16 protein-coding genes are annotated in these 17,207 nt (G+C 47.2%); 13 read left to right on the top strand and 3 right to left on the bottom strand.

All coding sequences use genetic code 11. The features are described 5' to 3' along the window. Nucleotides 1-115: 115 nt before the first annotated feature. Both KNO66_RS05860 and KNO66_RS05855 read left to right on the top strand, forming a co-directional pair. Nucleotides 116-691 (top strand): helix-hairpin-helix domain-containing protein, encoded by a 576-nt coding sequence (locus KNO66_RS05860; RefSeq protein WP_214741289.1) that lies wholly within the window; start codon nucleotides 116-118, stop codon nucleotides 689-691. A gap of 1 nt (nucleotide 692) precedes the next feature. Next, nucleotides 693-2,810, top strand: a complete 2,118-nt coding sequence (locus KNO66_RS05855) for a DNA internalization-related competence protein ComEC/Rec2 (protein WP_214741288.1) — start codon at nucleotides 693-695, stop codon at nucleotides 2,808-2,810. A gap of 61 nt (nucleotides 2,811-2,871) precedes the next feature. On the opposite strand, the gene KNO66_RS05850 is transcribed toward KNO66_RS05855, so the two are convergent. After that, nucleotides 2,872-3,036 (bottom strand): YqzM family protein, encoded by a 165-nt coding sequence (locus tag KNO66_RS05850; RefSeq protein WP_012726678.1) that lies wholly within the window; start codon nucleotides 3,034-3,036, stop codon nucleotides 2,872-2,874. A 90-nt stretch (nucleotides 3,037-3,126) separates the two neighbouring features. Between KNO66_RS05850 and holA the strand changes: the two genes are divergently transcribed. Both holA and KNO66_RS05840 read left to right on the top strand, forming a co-directional pair. Then, on the top strand, nucleotides 3,127-4,137 hold the full coding sequence (gene holA, locus KNO66_RS05845) for a DNA polymerase III subunit delta (protein ID WP_353048564.1): 1,011 nt from the start codon (nucleotides 3,127-3,129) through the stop codon (nucleotides 4,135-4,137). Between the two features lie 9 nt (nucleotides 4,138-4,146). Next, complete coding sequence (locus tag KNO66_RS05840) at nucleotides 4,147-4,584, top strand: GNAT family N-acetyltransferase (RefSeq protein WP_214741284.1); 438 nt, start codon at nucleotides 4,147-4,149, stop codon at nucleotides 4,582-4,584. A 27-nt stretch (nucleotides 4,585-4,611) separates the two neighbouring features. On the opposite strand, the gene rpsT is transcribed toward KNO66_RS05840, so the two are convergent. Then, nucleotides 4,612-4,872 carry a 30S ribosomal protein S20 gene (gene rpsT / locus KNO66_RS05835; protein WP_012726675.1) on the bottom strand — a complete coding sequence of 87 codons (261 nt, stop codon included), beginning with the start codon at nucleotides 4,870-4,872 and terminating at the stop codon, nucleotides 4,612-4,614. Between the two features lie 219 nt (nucleotides 4,873-5,091). Here rpsT and lepA point away from each other — a divergent pair, with 219 nt between their 5' ends. From lepA to hemW, 5 genes are all read left to right on the top strand, one after another. Further along, nucleotides 5,092-6,915 carry a translation elongation factor 4 gene (gene lepA, locus KNO66_RS05830; RefSeq protein WP_214741282.1) on the top strand — a complete coding sequence of 608 codons (1,824 nt, stop codon included), beginning with the start codon at nucleotides 5,092-5,094 and terminating at the stop codon, nucleotides 6,913-6,915. Between the two features lie 114 nt (nucleotides 6,916-7,029). Further along, on the top strand, nucleotides 7,030-8,100 hold the full coding sequence (serC, locus tag KNO66_RS05825; protein ID WP_214741274.1) for a 3-phosphoserine/phosphohydroxythreonine transaminase: 1,071 nt from the start codon (nucleotides 7,030-7,032) through the stop codon (nucleotides 8,098-8,100). Beyond that, the gene (locus tag KNO66_RS05820; RefSeq protein ID WP_214741272.1) at nucleotides 8,078-9,241 is read left to right on the top strand and encodes a phosphoglycerate dehydrogenase; all 1,164 of its coding nucleotides are present in this window, start codon (nucleotides 8,078-8,080) and stop codon (nucleotides 9,239-9,241) included. Before serC ends, KNO66_RS05820 begins: the two co-directional genes overlap by 23 nt. A gap of 10 nt (nucleotides 9,242-9,251) precedes the next feature. Further along, nucleotides 9,252-10,433: a DUF1015 domain-containing protein gene (locus KNO66_RS05815; RefSeq protein ID WP_214741270.1), complete on the top strand. Its 1,182-nt coding sequence runs from the start codon at nucleotides 9,252-9,254 to the stop codon at nucleotides 10,431-10,433. 67 nt (nucleotides 10,434-10,500) lie between these two features. Next, nucleotides 10,501-11,655 carry a radical SAM family heme chaperone HemW gene (gene hemW, locus KNO66_RS05810; protein WP_214741268.1) on the top strand — a complete coding sequence of 385 codons (1,155 nt, stop codon included), beginning with the start codon at nucleotides 10,501-10,503 and terminating at the stop codon, nucleotides 11,653-11,655. A 43-nt stretch (nucleotides 11,656-11,698) separates the two neighbouring features. Here hemW and KNO66_RS05805 read toward each other — a convergent pair whose 3' ends face one another. Continuing rightward, on the bottom strand, nucleotides 11,699-12,304 hold the full coding sequence (locus KNO66_RS05805; RefSeq protein WP_214741266.1) for a DUF1054 domain-containing protein: 606 nt from the start codon (nucleotides 12,302-12,304) through the stop codon (nucleotides 11,699-11,701). Between the two features lie 192 nt (nucleotides 12,305-12,496). Between KNO66_RS05805 and hrcA the strand changes: the two genes are divergently transcribed. The 4 genes from hrcA to dnaJ all read left to right on the top strand — a co-directional run bounded on the left by hrcA (nucleotide 12,497) and on the right by dnaJ (nucleotide 17,197). After that, entirely contained in the window at nucleotides 12,497-13,519 is a 1,023-nt protein-coding gene (hrcA, locus tag KNO66_RS05800) for a heat-inducible transcriptional repressor HrcA (RefSeq protein ID WP_214741264.1), read from the top strand. Between the two features lie 17 nt (nucleotides 13,520-13,536). Next, entirely contained in the window at nucleotides 13,537-14,124 is a 588-nt protein-coding gene (gene grpE / locus KNO66_RS05795; RefSeq protein WP_214741262.1) for a nucleotide exchange factor GrpE, read from the top strand. A gap of 29 nt (nucleotides 14,125-14,153) precedes the next feature. Next, the gene (gene dnaK, locus KNO66_RS05790; RefSeq protein WP_214741260.1) at nucleotides 14,154-15,980 is read left to right on the top strand and encodes a molecular chaperone DnaK; all 1,827 of its coding nucleotides are present in this window, start codon (nucleotides 14,154-14,156) and stop codon (nucleotides 15,978-15,980) included. A gap of 110 nt (nucleotides 15,981-16,090) precedes the next feature. Further along, complete coding sequence (dnaJ, locus tag KNO66_RS05785) at nucleotides 16,091-17,197, top strand: molecular chaperone DnaJ (protein ID WP_214741258.1); 1,107 nt, start codon at nucleotides 16,091-16,093, stop codon at nucleotides 17,195-17,197. Nucleotides 17,198-17,207: the final 10 nt, after the last annotated feature.

Genomic DNA, 17,207 nt, shown 5'->3' with positions numbered 1-17,207 from the left:
GTAATACCCACGTAAAACAATCCCTAAGGGCACGACTGAAGAGAAGAAGGTACCATGTCTCAAGAGATGTGATTCGGCATACTAGATGCAACAGTTAAATCAGGTGGTGAATCGGATGGATAGATGGAAACAGCTCGTAATCGGTCTCGTCGTCGTTTTATTCCTAGGTGTCGGGTATTTGTTTTATAAGAAAGAACCGGAGCAACGCGTTGTCGATGATTTTGTGATGGAAACGGAAGAAATTGCGCATCCAGTGACACCAGAGCGTTTAGAGCTCGTTGTCTATGTTACGGGGGCGGTCGAGTCTCCGGACGTATATACCGTGCCTGAAGGTGCGAGAGTCGGTGATGTCCTGTCTTTGGCTGTTTTAACAAATGAAGCCGACCCGGAACAGTTAAACTTGGCTCAATTGTTGGTCGATGGGGTTAAAATCATCGTTCCTAAAAAAGGTGACCCGCCGATTGCACAAGCGACACCAAGTTCGGAAGTAGAATCGAACGGTATTCACGTCAATAGTGCGACGAAAGAAGAACTGATGTCAGTTCCGGGAATCGGACCGGCCAAGGCTGAGGCGATTTTAAATCATCTGAAAGAACATGGTCCGTTTAAAACGTATGAAGGGTTAGGAGATGTGAAAGGCTTCGGGGAAAAGACGCTAGAAAGTATGAAGCCATACTTATTGGTGCCATAGAATGCCGCTGTTTCCATTGTTTGCGGTGCTTATTGTAACCGGCTTGACAGAAGGATTCTATTTGGTTTCTGTGGTCGCTAGTGTCCTTTATCTGGTCACACGACGTGGGCAAGGCTTGTATGCGAAAGCCGGAGTGATTGGACTCATCTGTATCGCATCGTTCCATACGACCCCTACAGAATCGTTACCGTCAGACACGATCACCTTCTCAATCGAAAGTCGAAAAGAGAATGGGAAATCGGTAAGACTTTATGGGAACGTAGACGGTCTTCAAGGTGTTTTGAGAGGGCGCGAACTAGCTGGCGGAAAACCTGGAGAGACCTGTCTCGTTAAAATGAAACAGGAAGAATTTCAACCACTTCGAAATACTGGTGGTTTTGATGAACGAGCTTGGGCGGAGAGTGCGAACATATCGTTTAAAGGAAAGGTGGTTCGAATCGGTGCGTGCCATCCAACTTCCGGGTTGCATAGCCGTATGTTGAGATGGAAAGAACGACAACTTCAACAGATCGAAAAGCGTTATCGGGCAGACGTTTCATTATATATTGAGGCGTTATTGTTTGGAGAGAGCCGTATGCTGGATGAAGAGACCTCATTTTCCTATCGCGTGACGGGACTCCTCCACCTTCTCGTCATTTCGGGATCTCATATTGCCATGTTAATCATCATTTTCCGGACAATGTTACACCGAATCCCATTTCGACGTGAAACGAAGACAGTATGTATCCTCTTAACGATTACCGCATTTGGATGGGTAACGGGTTTCTCGCCACCGGTCGCCCGCGCGGTCGTAGTGGCGGATATAATCCTGCTCCTCTCACTATTTGGTGTGACAGTTCGGGACCCGATTCGACTTCTCAGTTGGTGTGCAGCTGGCATGTTGTCCGTTCAGCCGTTCCTAGTGATGAATCTTGGTTTTCAATTGACGGTTGGCATGACTTTTTTCTTACTGGTCACGAGACGAATCTGGACCGGATTGTTCGAACTGTCACTCTTTGCGCAGTTGTTTGGATTATTGGTTCTTTGGCAGGTTCAACCGGTTTTGTCTCTTTTGGCACCGATTTTGAATATAGTGATGGCGATTTGCATATCATGGGTGATTATGCCGCTTGTTTTTGCCACTTGGCTCATTCCACAAGTCGCTCCATTGTTGATGGTCGTGCTGGATGCTGTGAGCGGTGTTTTTTCGATTCATGATCAGAATCGACCGTGGATACCATTACACGAACTCGCAGTCCCTTCTCAAATCGTCTTGGCAATCGGGATATGGGGAAGTTTGCTCCTTATGGAAAAAAGGCGATGGCTCGGATGGGGCATTGTCCTGTTAACGTGTGGGGCCGTTGTGGGTTGGTCTGAATGGTCAGAGAGCTCTAGGGTGACATTTTTAGACGTTGGTCAGGGTGATGCGATTGTCGTAGAATCAGGGAGAATCATGGGGGTTATCGATGTCGGGGGTGTTTTTCAAGATCCGAATGAGCAAAAAAAATCAGTCTATGACCCAGGGGCTGATGTCGTGGCGCCTTATATTTGGAAACGTGGTGAGCGCTCGCTTGATTTCGTCATGCTCACACATGCAGACCACGATCATACAGGAGGGTTAGAAGGCTTGTTGAAGCACGTGACCGTCAATGAAATATGGTTATCAAAAGAAGTGGCAGATAAAGAAAAACGAGAAGAGCTTGTTCAACTCGCGACAACATACGGGACGAGAATTCGTTACGTCGAGGCGGGAGATCGTCCGTTCCCTTGGATGTGGATTGTGGCACCAAGCCAACCACATGAAGACGAAAATGAACATTCTATCAGTCTCTACATGAACGTGGGTGGTATGCGATACTTGTTGACAGGAGATTTGCCGATTGAGGAAGAAGACAACTTACCGACACTTGACGTCGATGTCTTTAAGCTGGGGCATCACGGTTCAAATACATCCTCCGGTGAAGCGTTACTTCGACGAATTGACCCAGAATGGGTCATCGCGAGTGTCGGTGCGAACAACCGCTATGGGCATCCTCACGAGGAGACGCTCCAGCGAATTGCGGGGCGTCACTTATTACGTACCGATGTCGATGGCATGATTGTCTGCGAAAAAAGAATGTGTCGGGGGATCATTGAGTAGCGTATGAATAAATGTGATACACTAAAAAACGATTGCTCCCCCGGGGCAATCGTTTGAAAACTTATAGGCTCAAGAATTTGATGATGACACCGATGAAGAAAATCGTAAAGAAAAAGCCAAATGGGACGATGAAGCCGATCGCAGAGTCGATGGCGTCATTACGTTTGCATTGAACGTCATTTTCAAACGGGTTTTCACTCGGTGGGCGTACTGAGTTGATTTGCATATTAGGTCCCTCCTTATCATACTTCCTTTATAAGTATAGCGAATCATGCGAAGATAATCTATGTTTAGATGAGAATAAATTGTGAAAGTGGTGTGTGTTTTGAATGAACCGTGGTTACATAATGGTAAACTAGCGAGCGTCTATGTTCTCTATGGCACCGAAAAGTATTTACTTGAAACGTGGGAACGTGGGATTGTGAAGTCGGCGAATCCGTCCGGTGATCAATTTGACGTCATGCAACTCGATCTTCAAGAAACGTCATTAGATACTGCCCTCGATGAAGCGGAAACCGTTCCGTTCTTTAGTGAATATCGGACGGTGATCGTCAAGAATGCCCAATTTTTGACGGGAGCGAAAGAAAAGCAAAAGCATAACGTCGACCGTCTTGCCGAATATGTTGTTCAACCGGCAACTTACTCCGTTCTCGTCTTCATCGTCGAGTCAGAAAAACTCGATGAACGAAAGAAAATCGTGAAACGTCTGAAAGAACGGGCCATCGTACTTGAAGCAAAAAAACCGAGTCAGGCAGAATTGATGCGGTATGTGAATGATACGCTCAGTCAAGAACAACAGAAAATGGAGCGAGCGACCATAGAGCGACTGCTGTTCCTCTGTCAAGATGACTGGGGAAAATTAGTCCGAGAATTAGAAAAGCTTCAGTTATATGCCGGAACAGGTGCTATGATCCCGATTGACATCGTAAATGATTTAGTGCCGCGCACGCTAGAGGATAACGTCTTTCAGCTGTCTGAGCTTCTCGTCAAACGCCGTGCGGACGCAGCACTTCGATTGGTCCGAGACTTAGAGAAACAAGGACAAGAACTAATCGGTCTTCTCAGTTTGTTGGCGAGGCAATACCGAAACATGTACTTATCAAAACAGTTGACTGAAGCAGGGTATGGAGAGAAGCAAATTGCCTCTAAGATTGGAGCGCACCCTTATACCGTAAAACTGGCGACGCAAGCGAGTCGTAACTTTTCAGAAGCGCAGCTCGCTCAAGCGCTGACGTTGATTGCAGATGCGGATGAGGCAATGAAAACAGGTCGCGGCGACAAGCAAATCGTATTCGATACGCTCGTTTGCCAACTAGCCCTATTGTGAGGTGGGAAAATGGGATTTAAACAAGTCACACTCGAAGATGTCATCCCACTTCGACATATCGTACTCAGACCAGGTAAGGGCGTGGAGACGTGTTATTTTGATGGGGATGATGCGTCGACGACCCGTCATTTCGCCTGGGTTGAAGGCGATCAAGTGCAGTCGATCGCTACAGTCATGCAGTCTTCGAAGCGAATCGATGGGGTGAAGATTCCGCTTCAATTGCGAGGGATGGCGACAAACCCGGAGCAAGCTGGACAAGGGATCGGCTCTCGGTTTTTACAGGCACTGCATGAAGAACTTGATCATTCATGGTGGTGTAATGCAAGAGAGGTGGCCGTTCGTTTCTATGAACGGAATGGTCTTACACGAATCGGTGAACCGTTCGATATTCCGGGCATCGGCCCTCATTACGTCATGGTATACAAAAAAACAGCCGGCTCCAAATAGGAGGCGGCTGTTTCGTTTGGTCTCTAATTAGAGAGCAGCGATACGAGCTGCGAGGCGTGATTTATCACGACCTGCTTTGTTTTTGTGGATAAGGCCTTTTGATGCAGCCTTGTCGAGCTTCTTCGTAGCGAGGACGAAAGCTTCTTGAGCAGCTTCTTTGTTTCCTTCAAGTACGAGAGCATCAACACGTTTTACTGCTGTACGCATTGCCGCTTTCTCTTGTGAGTTCGCAACACGACGCTTTTCAGAAGTTTTTGCACGTTTGATTGCTGATTTGATGTTTGCCATTGTTTGTCACCTCCTGAAACAAGAAAGTGTATGTTCTTATTACTTCAAGTAATCATTCAACAGAACAAGCACAATTGTAGCAAACGGTTATATGAAAAGCAACCACTTGATGATTATTCTGAAAACTATATGTGGTATTGTTGTAGTAGGTCGTACACATTACTTTAGGATTTTGATATAATGACACGGTATGCATGAGAAGGATAGGTGAACCCATATATGAACAAACAAGAATTAGAGAATCGTCAGAAGAAGATTCGTAACTTTTCCATCATCGCCCATATCGATCATGGAAAGTCGACGCTCGCTGACCGGATTCTTGAGAAAACAGGTGCACTCACGGCTCGTGAGATGAAAGAGCAAACGCTTGACGCGATGGATCTTGAGCGTGAACGTGGTATTACGATTAAATTAAACGCTGTTAAATTAAACTATACGGCAAAAGACGGAGAAGAGTATATTCTTCACTTGATTGACACGCCAGGACACGTCGACTTCACGTATGAAGTGTCGCGTTCACTTGCAGCATGTGAGGGTGCGATTCTCGTCGTCGATGCGGCTCAAGGGATTGAAGCGCAAACGCTCGCAAACGTTTATTTAGCACTCGATAACGACCTCGAAATCATTCCGGTCATCAATAAAATCGACTTGCCGTCAGCGGACGTCGAGCGTGTGCGTCAAGAAATTGAAGATGTCATCGGACTCGACGCGAGTGATGCAGTCCCGACTTCTGCGAAGGCAGGGATTGGAATCGAGGAAATCCTCGAGCAAATCGTCGAACTCGTGCCACCTCCAACAGGTGACCCGTCAGAGCCGTTACAAGCCCTCATTTTTGACTCGTACTACGATGCCTATCGTGGTGTCGTCGCATCGATTCGAATCGTCAATGGTTCGGTCAAAGTGGGAGATAAAGTTCAAATGATGGCGACAGGCAAAACGTTCGAAGTGACAGACCTCGGGGTATCAACACCGAAACCTGTCTCCGTCAAAGAATTGAATGTCGGGGATGTAGGTACGCTTTCAGCGTCAATTAAAACAGTTGGAGATGTTCGTGTCGGGGACACGATCACGCTTGCGAAAAACCCGGCAACAGAACAACTTCCTGGTTACCGTAAAATGAATCCGATGGTGTATTGTGGATTGTATCCGATTGATGCAGCCAACTACAACGACCTCCGTGAGGCACTTGAAAAGCTTCAACTTTCTGATGCCGCGCTCGAGTTTGAACCAGAAACGTCACAAGCGCTCGGATTCGGTTTCCGTTGTGGGTTCCTCGGAATGCTTCACATGGAAATCATTCAAGAACGGATTGAACGTGAGTTTAACATCGACTTGATCACAACGGCACCATCGGTAATTTACCATGTGACGACAACTTCAGGAGAGGTCGTCCACGTCGATAACCCATCGAAAATGCCGGAACAACAAAAAGTGGAATCGATTGAAGAACCATACGTCAAGGCGGCTGTCATGACACCAAACGATTACGTAGGTGCCATCATGGAACTTTGCCAGAAGAAACGTGGAACGTTCATCGATATGCAATATATCGATACAACACGTGTCAAAATCACGTATGAGATCCCACTTAGTGAGATCGTTTACGATTTCTTCGATCAGTTGAAATCGAGTACGAAAGGATATGCGTCTCTCGACTATGAGTTGATCGGCTATCGTCAATCACGTCTCGTGAAGATGGATATCTTGCTCAACAACGAAGTGGTCGATGCGCTTAGCTTCATCGTTCACCGTGACTTCGCATATGAGCGCGGAAAAGTCATCGTTGAGAAATTGAAGGCACTCATCCCACGGATGCAGTTCGAAGTCCCGGTACAAGCGGCCGTCGGAACAAAAATTGTTGCTCGTTCGACAATCAAAGCCCTTCGTAAAAACGTTTTGGCTAAATGTTATGGGGGAGACATCTCACGTAAGCGTAAACTCCTCGAGAAACAAAAAGAAGGTAAGAAACGCATGAAGATGGTCGGGTCTGTCGAAGTCCCGCAAGAAGCGTTCATGTCTGTACTATCGATGGACGAAGAATAATTGGATTGAATCACCCTGATTTTCGAATCGGGGTGATTTTTTTGTTTAGGCAGGAAATGGCACTTCGTTTAAGGAAGAGTACACCCTTAGACAGATCAAAGAGGAGGAAACACCGTGTCGACGTATACATATTCTGCGGGTCCCGGCATGCTACCAAAAGAAGTGATGCAAGAGATTCAACAACATCTCCTGTCATTTGAACATGAAGGGGTCTCCATTATCGAAACGAGTCATCGCTCGGAGTCGTTCCAACATGTAGTCGACGCTCTTGAAGCGAGATTGAGGAGACTTATGTATATTCCTGAGAGTTATGCCCTTCTCTGGCTTCAAGGTGGGGCGACGCTGCAATTTTCCATGCTCCCGATGAATTTACGGAATCGAAATCGATTCGCCTATATCGATACAGGGATTTGGTCTAAAAAAGCGCTAGAAGATGCCAGGCACTTTGGAGAGGTCAACGTCATTCACCCAATCATTGATGAGACGGGGGGGATGTCATTTGAACCGAGCCTTGCTCAAGATGTCGACTACCTTCACGTCACACTGAATAATACGATTGAAGGAACCCGGTTTACAAACATACCTGACGTGGACGTCCCGGTCATCGCGGATGCCTCTTCGAATATCCTTGCCGAACGGATTGACGTCGAGCGTTTCGGGATGATTTATGCGGGTGCCCAGAAAAATATTGGACCAGCAGGACTGACGGTCGTCATCATCCGTCGCGACTTGATTCAGTCGATGGAGTTGCCGAGTTACCTTCATTACGCGTCTCATGTCGATACGTTATTTAACACACCATCGACGTTCAGTATGTATGTGGCCGAACGTGTTCTCAAATGGGTCGAAGATCAAGGTGGTGTCGAGGCAATGGAGCGACTAAACCGTGAAAAAAGCGAGAGGGTCTATTCGTTTCTTGAACAATCGCACGTATTTACTCCTCTCGTGTCGGGAGAACGCCGTTCCTTGACGAACATCCCGTTCACGACGGGTGACCGTGATCGAGACAGGAACTTTCAACAGTTTGCCCGAGAACATGGATTACTCGAGCTCGGCGGACATCGTTCTGTCGGTGGATTACGTGCGAGTCTATACAACGCGATGCCGCTAGAAGGAGCAGAACGACTTGTTGACGTCATGAGAGCATTTGAGGAGGAAACGAATGTATCACATCAAAACATTTAACCAAATCGCTTCTGCCGGCCTGAAACGATTTGAACCGAACGAGTATATGATCAATGCGTCAGATCAAGCCGATGCCTGGGTACTTCGAAGTCATAACGTGCACGATGAAGAGATTCCGTCACATTTACTTGCCATTGCTAGAGCCGGAGCCGGCGTCAACAATCTCCCGCTTGATCAGCTCGCTAAACAAGGGATCGTGGCGTTTCATACTCCTGGTGCGAATGCGAATGCGGTAAAAGAACTCGTCCTTGCGAGTATGATTCTCTCGGTCAGACCGATCGTGAACGGCTTTAACTGGGTGAACGAACAGACGGTCGCGTCACAAGCTCTGTTAGAAGAAGCGATGGAACAAGAGAAGCGACAATTTCTCGGGTCCGAATTACGCGGTAAAAAAGTGGGCATCATCGGTCTTGGTGCGATCGGAGCTTCACTCGCTAACGATCTACTCCAACTCGGGGTCGATGTCATCGGATATGACCCACATCTATCAGTCGATGCCGCTTGGAATATTTCGAAACACGTCACGCGTGCCAAACACTTAAGCGAGGTTCTAGGGGTTGTTGACATCTTGTCGATTCATATGCCGCTAACGAAAGAGACCCGCTTCAGCATTGACCGGAGCTGGTTCGAGCGGATGAAGCCAAGTATGACCGTATTGAATTTCGCACGCGGAGAGCTCATAAATGATGACGATCTAGTAGAGGCGTTCCATCATCATGTCGGGTTATATATCACGGATTTCCCTCGGCACTCGCTCATCGGACACCCTCAAGTGATGGCATTGCCTCATCTCGGTGCATCGACGAAGGAATCGGAAGTCAACTGTGCCGTCCAAGCCGTCGAAACACTCAAATTATATTTAGAGACCGGCAATATTCGATCGTCTGCCAATTTCCCGAATGTAGAACTTCCGTATACAGGAAAACGTAGACTCGGAATTTTACATCAGAACGTACCGAACATGGTCGGACAAATCACAGGGGAGCTCGCCTCTCACGGATTAAACATTGACAACATGGTCAATCGTAGTCGTGGTGAAATGGCCTATACGTTAATAGATTTAGACAACTTTGAGCATGAACCATTGTCCATTCATGCGCTTTACGAAATCAAGGGCGTGATTCGCGTCCGAGAATTTTAAGGAGGATATGATGGTCGTATTTAAACCGTTTAGCCCATATATGCCAATACACCCTGAAGATGTTGCTGCAGACCCGTACGATATCGTTTCGGTAGAAGAAGCAAGGGCAATCATCGCTAGGCAACCGAACTCATTTTTAAAAGTAGATAAACCAGAAGCACTTCAAGAAAACCTTTCACTTGAAGATTGGGGACAGCTTGCCCGTCAGGAGCTAGAACGTCTTTATGAAAAGGAATTGACGGAACGTCCGAACGGATTTTACGTCTATCGACTGACACGGAAAGGGCGTCAGCAAACCGGTCTAGTCGCCACATTTTCAGTCGCGGACTATGAAGCCGGTCGAATCAAGATTCATGAACACACTAGGGAAGTGAAAGAACGGGAACGCGTTGAACATGTCCGAGCGACACGAGCGCACACCGGTCCCATTTTACTCAGTCATCCACCGCATGAAAGTCTCAAACAAATTTTAAGCAATGCAACGGAAGAAGAACCATTATTCTCATTTACCGATGATCGTGGAGTGGTGCACGAAGGGTTCATGATTCCGAGCCGAGACCTTGCCCGTGTCATGATGATTGGTGCGACAATCCCGTCAATCTATATCGCAGATGGTCATCATCGCGCGAAAGCGGCGGCTGTCGTTTCCGGAATGGGGGGAGACCCCTCTCAAAAGAACGAACGCACACATTTTTTGGGTGTCCTTTTCCCGAGTGATGAGTTGACGATTTTGCCGTATCATCGAGTGATGACAGCGATTGCTCCAGAAGAAGTAGAAAATATGTTAGAAGGACTCTCTTTCTCGTATGTAATCGATGAGGAGAATGGTCTTGTCCTGCCGAAAGAACATGGGGTCTTCGGAGTCGCCTATCGAGGGAAGTATTATAAGTTGACAAAGCGGCAAGAGGACCCTAGTCTAGACGTTGCTATCCTACAAAGGGATATTCTGACGCCATATTTTAATGTTGAGGATGTTCGGACAGATGCGAGAATCGATTTTGTCGGTGGAAACAAGACGATCGTGGAATTAGAGAAGCTGACTCTAGAGCCGGATCGATTGCTGTTCACGTGTCATGAGACGCTGATGACTCAGCTGATGCACGTGGCGGATGAGGGTGGACAGATGCCTCCGAAATCGACCTGGTTCGAACCGAAATTAAAGAGTGGTCTCTTCATTCATCGGTTCGACTGATGGCGCAGGCTGGAAAGAACGGACGAAAAGCGTTATAAATGGAAAGAGAAGAAAGGGGTGGCCGAAATTGGCTAAAGCCGTATATCTTCACATTCCATTTTGTGAACATATTTGTTATTACTGTGATTTCAACAAGGTGTTTCTAAAAAATCAACCTGTTGATGAATATTTAGATGCATTAGAACGAGAGATGGAGTTGACGCTCGAGGCGTTTCCGACTGATCGGATTGATACCATCTTTATCGGTGGCGGGACACCGACCGCGCTCAATGAGGAACAGATGGCGCGCCTGATGGAGATGGTCCGTCAACACCTTCTGCCACTAGCCTCAGACGACTTGGAGTATTCTGTCGAAGCGAACCCGAACTTTGTGAGTGCCGAAAAACTCGACACGATGAAAGCGGGTGGCGTCAACCGACTTAGTTTCGGTGTCCAGACGTTTGATGATGGTGGACTCGAGCGCATCGGACGAACGCATCGAGCGGATGATGTGTTCGAGACGGTGAACGAAGCGGCAAAACGCTTCGATAACATCTCGATTGACCTTATGTTCGGTCTTCCGGAACAAACGCTTGAACAAATTGATCGTGATTTAGAGTTGGCACTTCAATTACCGATTCAACATGTTTCCTCTTATTCGTTGATCCTCGAGCCGCATACCGTCTTTGCGATTCAAGATCGAAAAGGGAAGCTCCGTTTACCGGGGGAAGATGTCGAAGTCGAAATGTACTTGAAAGTGATGGAAACGCTTGAACGTCATGGTCTCAAACAATATGAAATCTCCAACTATGGCTTGCCTGGAAGAGAGAGCCGTCACAATCAAGTGTACTGGCGCAATGAAGAGTACTATGGATTTGGAGCCGGTGCGCACAGTTATTTGAACGGGACACGTCGTGCCAATATCGCTCCGATTCCTCACTATATTAAAGCAGAAGGCATCCCTGTGAAACGGGTGACGGAGCTTGAAGAAGTGGAAAAAATGGAAGAAGAGTTGTTCCTCGGACTACGTATGCGTGCCGGGGTCTCACTTCAAACATTTGAACAGAAATATGGGGCATCGCTCGATGAGGTGTTCGGTCACGTCATCGAAGAGTTGGTGAAAAAATCGTTGATTGAACGGACGGACACACATATCCGTTTAACGGCGTCCGGTTTGCCACTCGCCAATGAGGCCTTTGCCGCCTTTATCGGAGAAGCAAAACTCCAACATACCGAGTCATAAAAAATGGACAAATCCTTCACGAGGGATTTGTCCATTTTGTATGTTACAAAACGAGGTCGCGATAGAGCGGTGTGAGTCGACCAAATGTATCTTCTACTAATGCAAGAAATGCATCTTCGTTTTGAAGAATCGATGCATCGGCGGGAAGTTGTCGGCCAATCAAGAAATCAGCCTTTTTAACAGTACCGAATCGCTCAAGTAGCGATTGAATGTCTTCATTTGACGTATCTTCGACTAGGAACGCCTCTTTTTTCATATGGTCACCCGCGATATGGAAATCGGGGAATGTCGATTTCAAATCGATTTGTTGTAAATGTTTCGCGATGGCGTCCTTGTTTGGCATCTCATAAATGAACGCAAGCCAAATGAAGACACGATCGTCAAACAGCCCAACTTGTAAGTGTGGATGTTTTTTGTACCCTCGTTTGTCGTGGCAAATCGCCATCCATGTATCTTTCGGTGGATTCACCGTACGTCGTGCGTGTTTCGCGACGTGAAGGTAAAGGGGAATTCCGACATCGGCCTCGAGCTCTGGCCCGACCTCGTCATATATCCGGTGGAAGAGCGGTTGAATATCTGAGCGGATGCCAGACATCCGTTCGTCGAGTCCGTCCTGCTTAAATACGTCAAATTGTTTTGTTGTAAACATTTCATCACCTCACGTTCTATCATAACGAAACGATTCTTCTTTTTCAGGTTTGCCGTTCGTAAAAAAGGTGAAAAAATCCGAGTGTATGAATTGACATATTGTGAGAACATGATAATATTTGAAGTGTGATTAGCACTCGTTAAATATGAGTGCTAATAAAGTGGGGTAATTTTTTCAGAGAGGAGTGATGTTGTGCTGACCGATCGACAATTGCTCATTCTTCGAGCCATTATTGACGATTACATTCAGACTGCCCAACCGGTCGGTTCACGTACGTTGTCAAAGCGAGATGACTTAACGTTTAGCTCGGCGACGATTCGGAACGATATGGCCGATTTAGAAGACATGGGGTTGATTGAGAAACCGCATACTTCCGCTGGTCGAATCCCATCCGAAATCGGATATCGATATTATGTGGACCATCTCGTCGAGAAACAGATCATTGACGAGCGGGAAACAGGTCGTCTAGAAGAGCGTTTAAAACAATCTTCTAAAGAGTCTGAAATCCTGATTCGCCAAGCAGCTGATCTCCTTTCTGATTTGACCAATTATACAACGGTCGCCCTCGGTCCAAACAGTCAAATGGAAACATTGGCACGTGTGGACTTTATGCCATTAGATGAGCGACGGGGTGTCGTTCTCATTGTCACAGATCAAGGTCATGTCGAACATCGAACCGTCATGTTTGAATCACGTGTCGCTCCTGACGTCATCGAGGAAACGATTCGATTGTTAAACGATCGACTTGTCGGAACATCGATTGGACAGCTAAAAGTTCGAATCGGAGAAGAAGTTGCTAAATTGCAGCTCGCGCAGCGGCAGCAGTACGAGAACATGATGCAACTGATTCAATCGACGGTTGGGATTCAAACGCCATCCTCGCTTTATCTAGGAGGCAAGAAGAAGATCTTCAACCAACCCGAATTTCAGACGCTCGACACGCTACGTCCATTTCTAGAATGGATTGACGAACAGGAACGATTGACACATTGGCTCGAATCGTTGCCAAATCGCGAGATTTATGTGAGCATTGGGAGCGAGAACGGAATTGTCGCCCTTCAAAATTGTAGTGTCATCACTTCGGATTATACACTAGATGGAAAAACATTCGGAACGATTGCCATGATTGGTCCGACCCGGATGGATTACCGTCATGGTGTCCAAATGATGGGACAAATTATCGAAGCGTTGCGACGCACGAAATTAGATAAATGACGGAAAGGAGTTTTACTATGACAGCAGATCATCAAAATGGGCATGAGCAAGAAGAAGTGCTTGAAGAAAAATCTGTAGATTCGGCACAGACAGAAGAGAACGAGTCAACTGAATCAAATGAAGATGAGGTTTTAAATGCTGAGATTGTGGAAGAAAGTTCTGAGGGGACGGACTTACAAAAAGAAATCGAAGCGTTGAAAGCGAGCGAGCTCCGCATTCGTGCCGACTTTGACAACTTCCGTCGTCGGACGAACGAAGAGAATGCAAAACGTGTCAAGTTTGCTTCACAGTCTGTCATTGAAAAATTGATTCCGCTCATTGATAACTTTGAGCGTGCACTTCAAGTAAATGCAACTTCAGAAGATGCGAAGCAGATTCAATCGGGAGTGGACATGATTCATCGTCAACTGCTAGACGTATTAAATGCTGAGCAAGTCGAAGCGATTGAAGCAGTTGGACAACCGTTCGACCCGAACTTCCATCAAGCAGTCATGCAAGAACCGAGCGACGAGTTCGAGTCAGGCATTGTGACGATGGAGCTTCAAAAAGGTTACACGATGCATGGTCGAGTCATTCGCCCAAGCATGGTAAAAGTTGCAGAATAACACTACTTAACGAGACGGAGGAATAAACGATGGGTAAAATTATCGGTATTGACTTAGGGACTACAAACTCATGTGTGGCAGTAATGGAAGGTGGCGAAGCAGTCGTCATCTCAAACGCAGAAGGTAACCGTACGACTCCTTCGGTTGTCGCATTCAAAGGAGAAGAGCGTCAAGTCGGTGAGGTCGCGAAACGTCAGGCCATCACGAACCCGAACACAATCCAATCAATCAAACGTCACATGGGAACAGCGCATACGGTTGATGTAGACGGCAAGAAATTCACACCACAAGAAATCTCGGCAATCATTTTGCAGAAGTTGAAAAAGGATGCGGAAGACTACCTCGGTGAAACAGTCACGGAAGCGGTCATCACAGTTCCTGCATACTTCAACGATGCGGAGCGTCAAGCGACAAAAGATGCTGGTAAGATTGCTGGACTTGATGTTAAACGAATCATCAACGAGCCGACAGCTGCTGCACTCGCTTACGGATTAGATAAAGGTGAAGACCACACGATCTTAATCTATGACCTCGGTGGCGGTACGTTCGACGTATCAATTCTTGAACTTGGTGATGGTGTATTCGAAGTTGTCGCTACAGCTGGTGACAACCGTCTCGGTGGAGATGACTTCGACCAAAAAGTGATCGACTATCTCGTTGCAGAATTCAAAAAAGAGAACGGCATCGACCTCGGAAAAGACAAGATGGCACTTCAACGTTTGAAAGATGCTGCTGAAAAAGCGAAGAAAGACCTTTCAGGCGTTACAAGCGCACACATCAGCCTTCCGTTCATCACAGCAGGTGAAGCAGGTCCACTCCACTTGGAGATGACACTCACACGTGCGAAGTTTGAAGAATTGACGGCTGACCTTGTCGAGCGCACAATGGAACCGACGCGTCGTGCTTTGAAAGATGCAGGACTCACGCCGTCTGACCTCGATAAGATCATTCTCGTCGGTGGTTCGACTCGTATCCCTGCCGTTCAAAAAGCAATCCACGACTTCACGAAGAAAGAGCCATTCAAAGGGGTAAACCCGGATGAAGTTGTTGCACTTGGTGCAGCCATTCAAGGTGGAGTTCTTGCTGGAGACGTGAAAGATGTCGTTCTTCTCGACGTGACTCCGCTCTCACTCGGTATCGAGACAATGGGTGGCGTGATGACGAAACTCATCGATCGCAACACGACAATCCCAACATCGAAATCACAAGTGTTCTCGACTGCAGCCGATAACCAGCCTGCTGTTGACATCCACGTCCTTCAAGGGGAACGTCCGATGGCACCAGACAACAAGACACTTGGTCGCTTCCAATTGACGGACATTCCACCAGCACCACGTGGTGTGCCACAAATCGAAGTTAAATTCGATATCGATGCAAACGGAATCGTTCACGTATCGGCGAAAGACCTCGGTACGAACAAAGAACAATCGATCACAATCCAATCTTCTTCAGGTATCGATGAGGCGGAAATCGAGCGTATGGTGAAAGAAGCCGAAGCGAACGCAGAAGCAGATAACCAACGTAAAGAAGAAGCGGAACTTCGCAACGAAACAGACCAACTCGTCTTCGCGACAGACAAGGCCATCAAGGACCTTGGTGAGCAAGTGGAAGAAGCGGACAAAGAAAAAGCAGAAGCTGCGAAAGAAAAAGCAAAAACTGCTCTCGAAGGTTCAGACCTTGAGGCGATCCGTACAGCCAAAGACGAATTGTCAGCTGTCGTTCAAGAGTTGACGCAAAAAGTATATGCTAAAATGGCTGAACAGCAAGGTGCTGAAGGCGCAGAACCACAAGCAGATGCGAAACAGGACGATGATGTCGTGGACGCAGAGTTTGAGGATCTTGACGACCGTAAATAAACAGCTGTTGTAAAGGAGAGCGCCAAAGCAGGTTTCTGCTTTGGCTCTTTCCATGTTAAGGTAGAATCGGTAAAATCGATACGAAGATCGAGAAGATAGGAGCGAGAATAGTGGCGAAACGAGATTATTATGAAGTGCTCGGGCTCGATAAGTCGGCCTCGGCACAAGACATCAAGCGGGCATACCGGAAATTGGCCCGTCAATATCACCCGGACATCAACCAAGAGGCAGATGCAGCGGATAAGTTCAAAGAGATCGGTGAAGCGTACGAAGTGCTTTCAGACGAACAGAAACGGGCACAATATGACCGATTCGGTTTTGAAGGAGCGAACCAATTCGGAGGAGGAGGCGACTTCCAAGGCGGATTTGGTGATATCTTTGACATGTTCTTTGGAGGCGGTGGACGCCGTCAGGACCCGAACGCCCCGCGTCGCGGGGAAGATTATCAATATGTCGTCGACCTCGACTTCATGGAGAGTGTGACTGGAAAGACAGAGACCATCGAACTCGAAATCGAAGTCGAATGTGACACATGTATGGGTAGTGGTGCGAAACCTGGAACGAAGCCAGAAACGTGTAACCAATGTGGCGGCAGCGGTGTCGAGACGGTCGAACAGAACACGATTCTCGGTCGTATGGTCAACCAACGTCCATGTAGCAAGTGTCACGGAAGTGGTAAGACGATTAAAGAAAAATGCCCGACTTGCCATGGCTCAGGTCACGTGAAGAAGAAACAAACGGTCGAGGTCAAAATCCCAGCCGGTATCGATAACGGTCAACAGATTCGTCTCTCTGGCAAGGGTGGTCCAGGCGTGAACGGTGGACCAGCAGGGGACTTGTACGTCGTCGTTCGCGTCAGAGCACATGAGATCTTTGAACGTGTCGACCAACATATCGCAATGGATATGCCGATCACATTCGCCCAGGCTGCTCTCGGTGCGGAAATCGAAGTACCGACAGTTCACGGAAATGTGAGCTTGAAAGTGCCTGCGGGTACACAAACCGGTTCAAAATTCCGTTTACGCGGAAAAGGGATGCCGAGTGTGCGCGGAGGTGCAAATGGCGACCAGTATGTCAGTGTCATCGTGATGACGCCGAAGAACATGACTGACCGTCAAAAAGAATTGCTTCGTGAATTTGAAGAGATTAGCGGAGAGTCAGGTGTCGAAGAGGAGCATGGTATGTTCCAAAAAATGAAAAAGTTCTTTAGTCACTAAAAGGAGTGTG

It is taken from the genome of Exiguobacterium sp. s48 (genome assembly GCF_018617395.1).
In the GTDB taxonomy this organism is placed as follows: domain Bacteria; phylum Bacillota; class Bacilli; order Exiguobacteriales; family Exiguobacteriaceae; genus Exiguobacterium.
This window is presented reverse-complemented; position numbering and strand designations above follow the sequence as displayed.

Coding starts and splice junctions, on each gene's coding strand:
- rpsT (WP_012726675.1), bottom strand. CDS start 4,872: ATGGCAAACATCAAATCAGCAATCAAACGTGCAAAAACTTCTGAAAAG.
- KNO66_RS05805 (WP_214741266.1), bottom strand. CDS start 12,304: ATGTTTACAACAAAACAATTTGACGTATTTAAGCAGGACGGACTCGAC.
- KNO66_RS05860 (WP_214741289.1), top strand. CDS start 116: ATGGATAGATGGAAACAGCTCGTAATCGGTCTCGTCGTCGTTTTATTC.
- KNO66_RS05820 (WP_214741272.1), top strand. CDS start 8,078: ATGTATCACATCAAAACATTTAACCAAATCGCTTCTGCCGGCCTGAAA.
- dnaK (WP_214741260.1), top strand. CDS start 14,154: ATGGGTAAAATTATCGGTATTGACTTAGGGACTACAAACTCATGTGTG.
- KNO66_RS05855 (WP_214741288.1), top strand. CDS start 693: ATGCCGCTGTTTCCATTGTTTGCGGTGCTTATTGTAACCGGCTTGACA.
- KNO66_RS05840 (WP_214741284.1), top strand. CDS start 4,147: ATGGGATTTAAACAAGTCACACTCGAAGATGTCATCCCACTTCGACAT.
- grpE (WP_214741262.1), top strand. CDS start 13,537: ATGACAGCAGATCATCAAAATGGGCATGAGCAAGAAGAAGTGCTTGAA.
- KNO66_RS05815 (WP_214741270.1), top strand. CDS start 9,252: ATGGTCGTATTTAAACCGTTTAGCCCATATATGCCAATACACCCTGAA.
- KNO66_RS05850 (WP_012726678.1), bottom strand. CDS start 3,036: ATGCAAATCAACTCAGTACGCCCACCGAGTGAAAACCCGTTTGAAAAT.
- lepA (WP_214741282.1), top strand. CDS start 5,092: ATGAACAAACAAGAATTAGAGAATCGTCAGAAGAAGATTCGTAACTTT.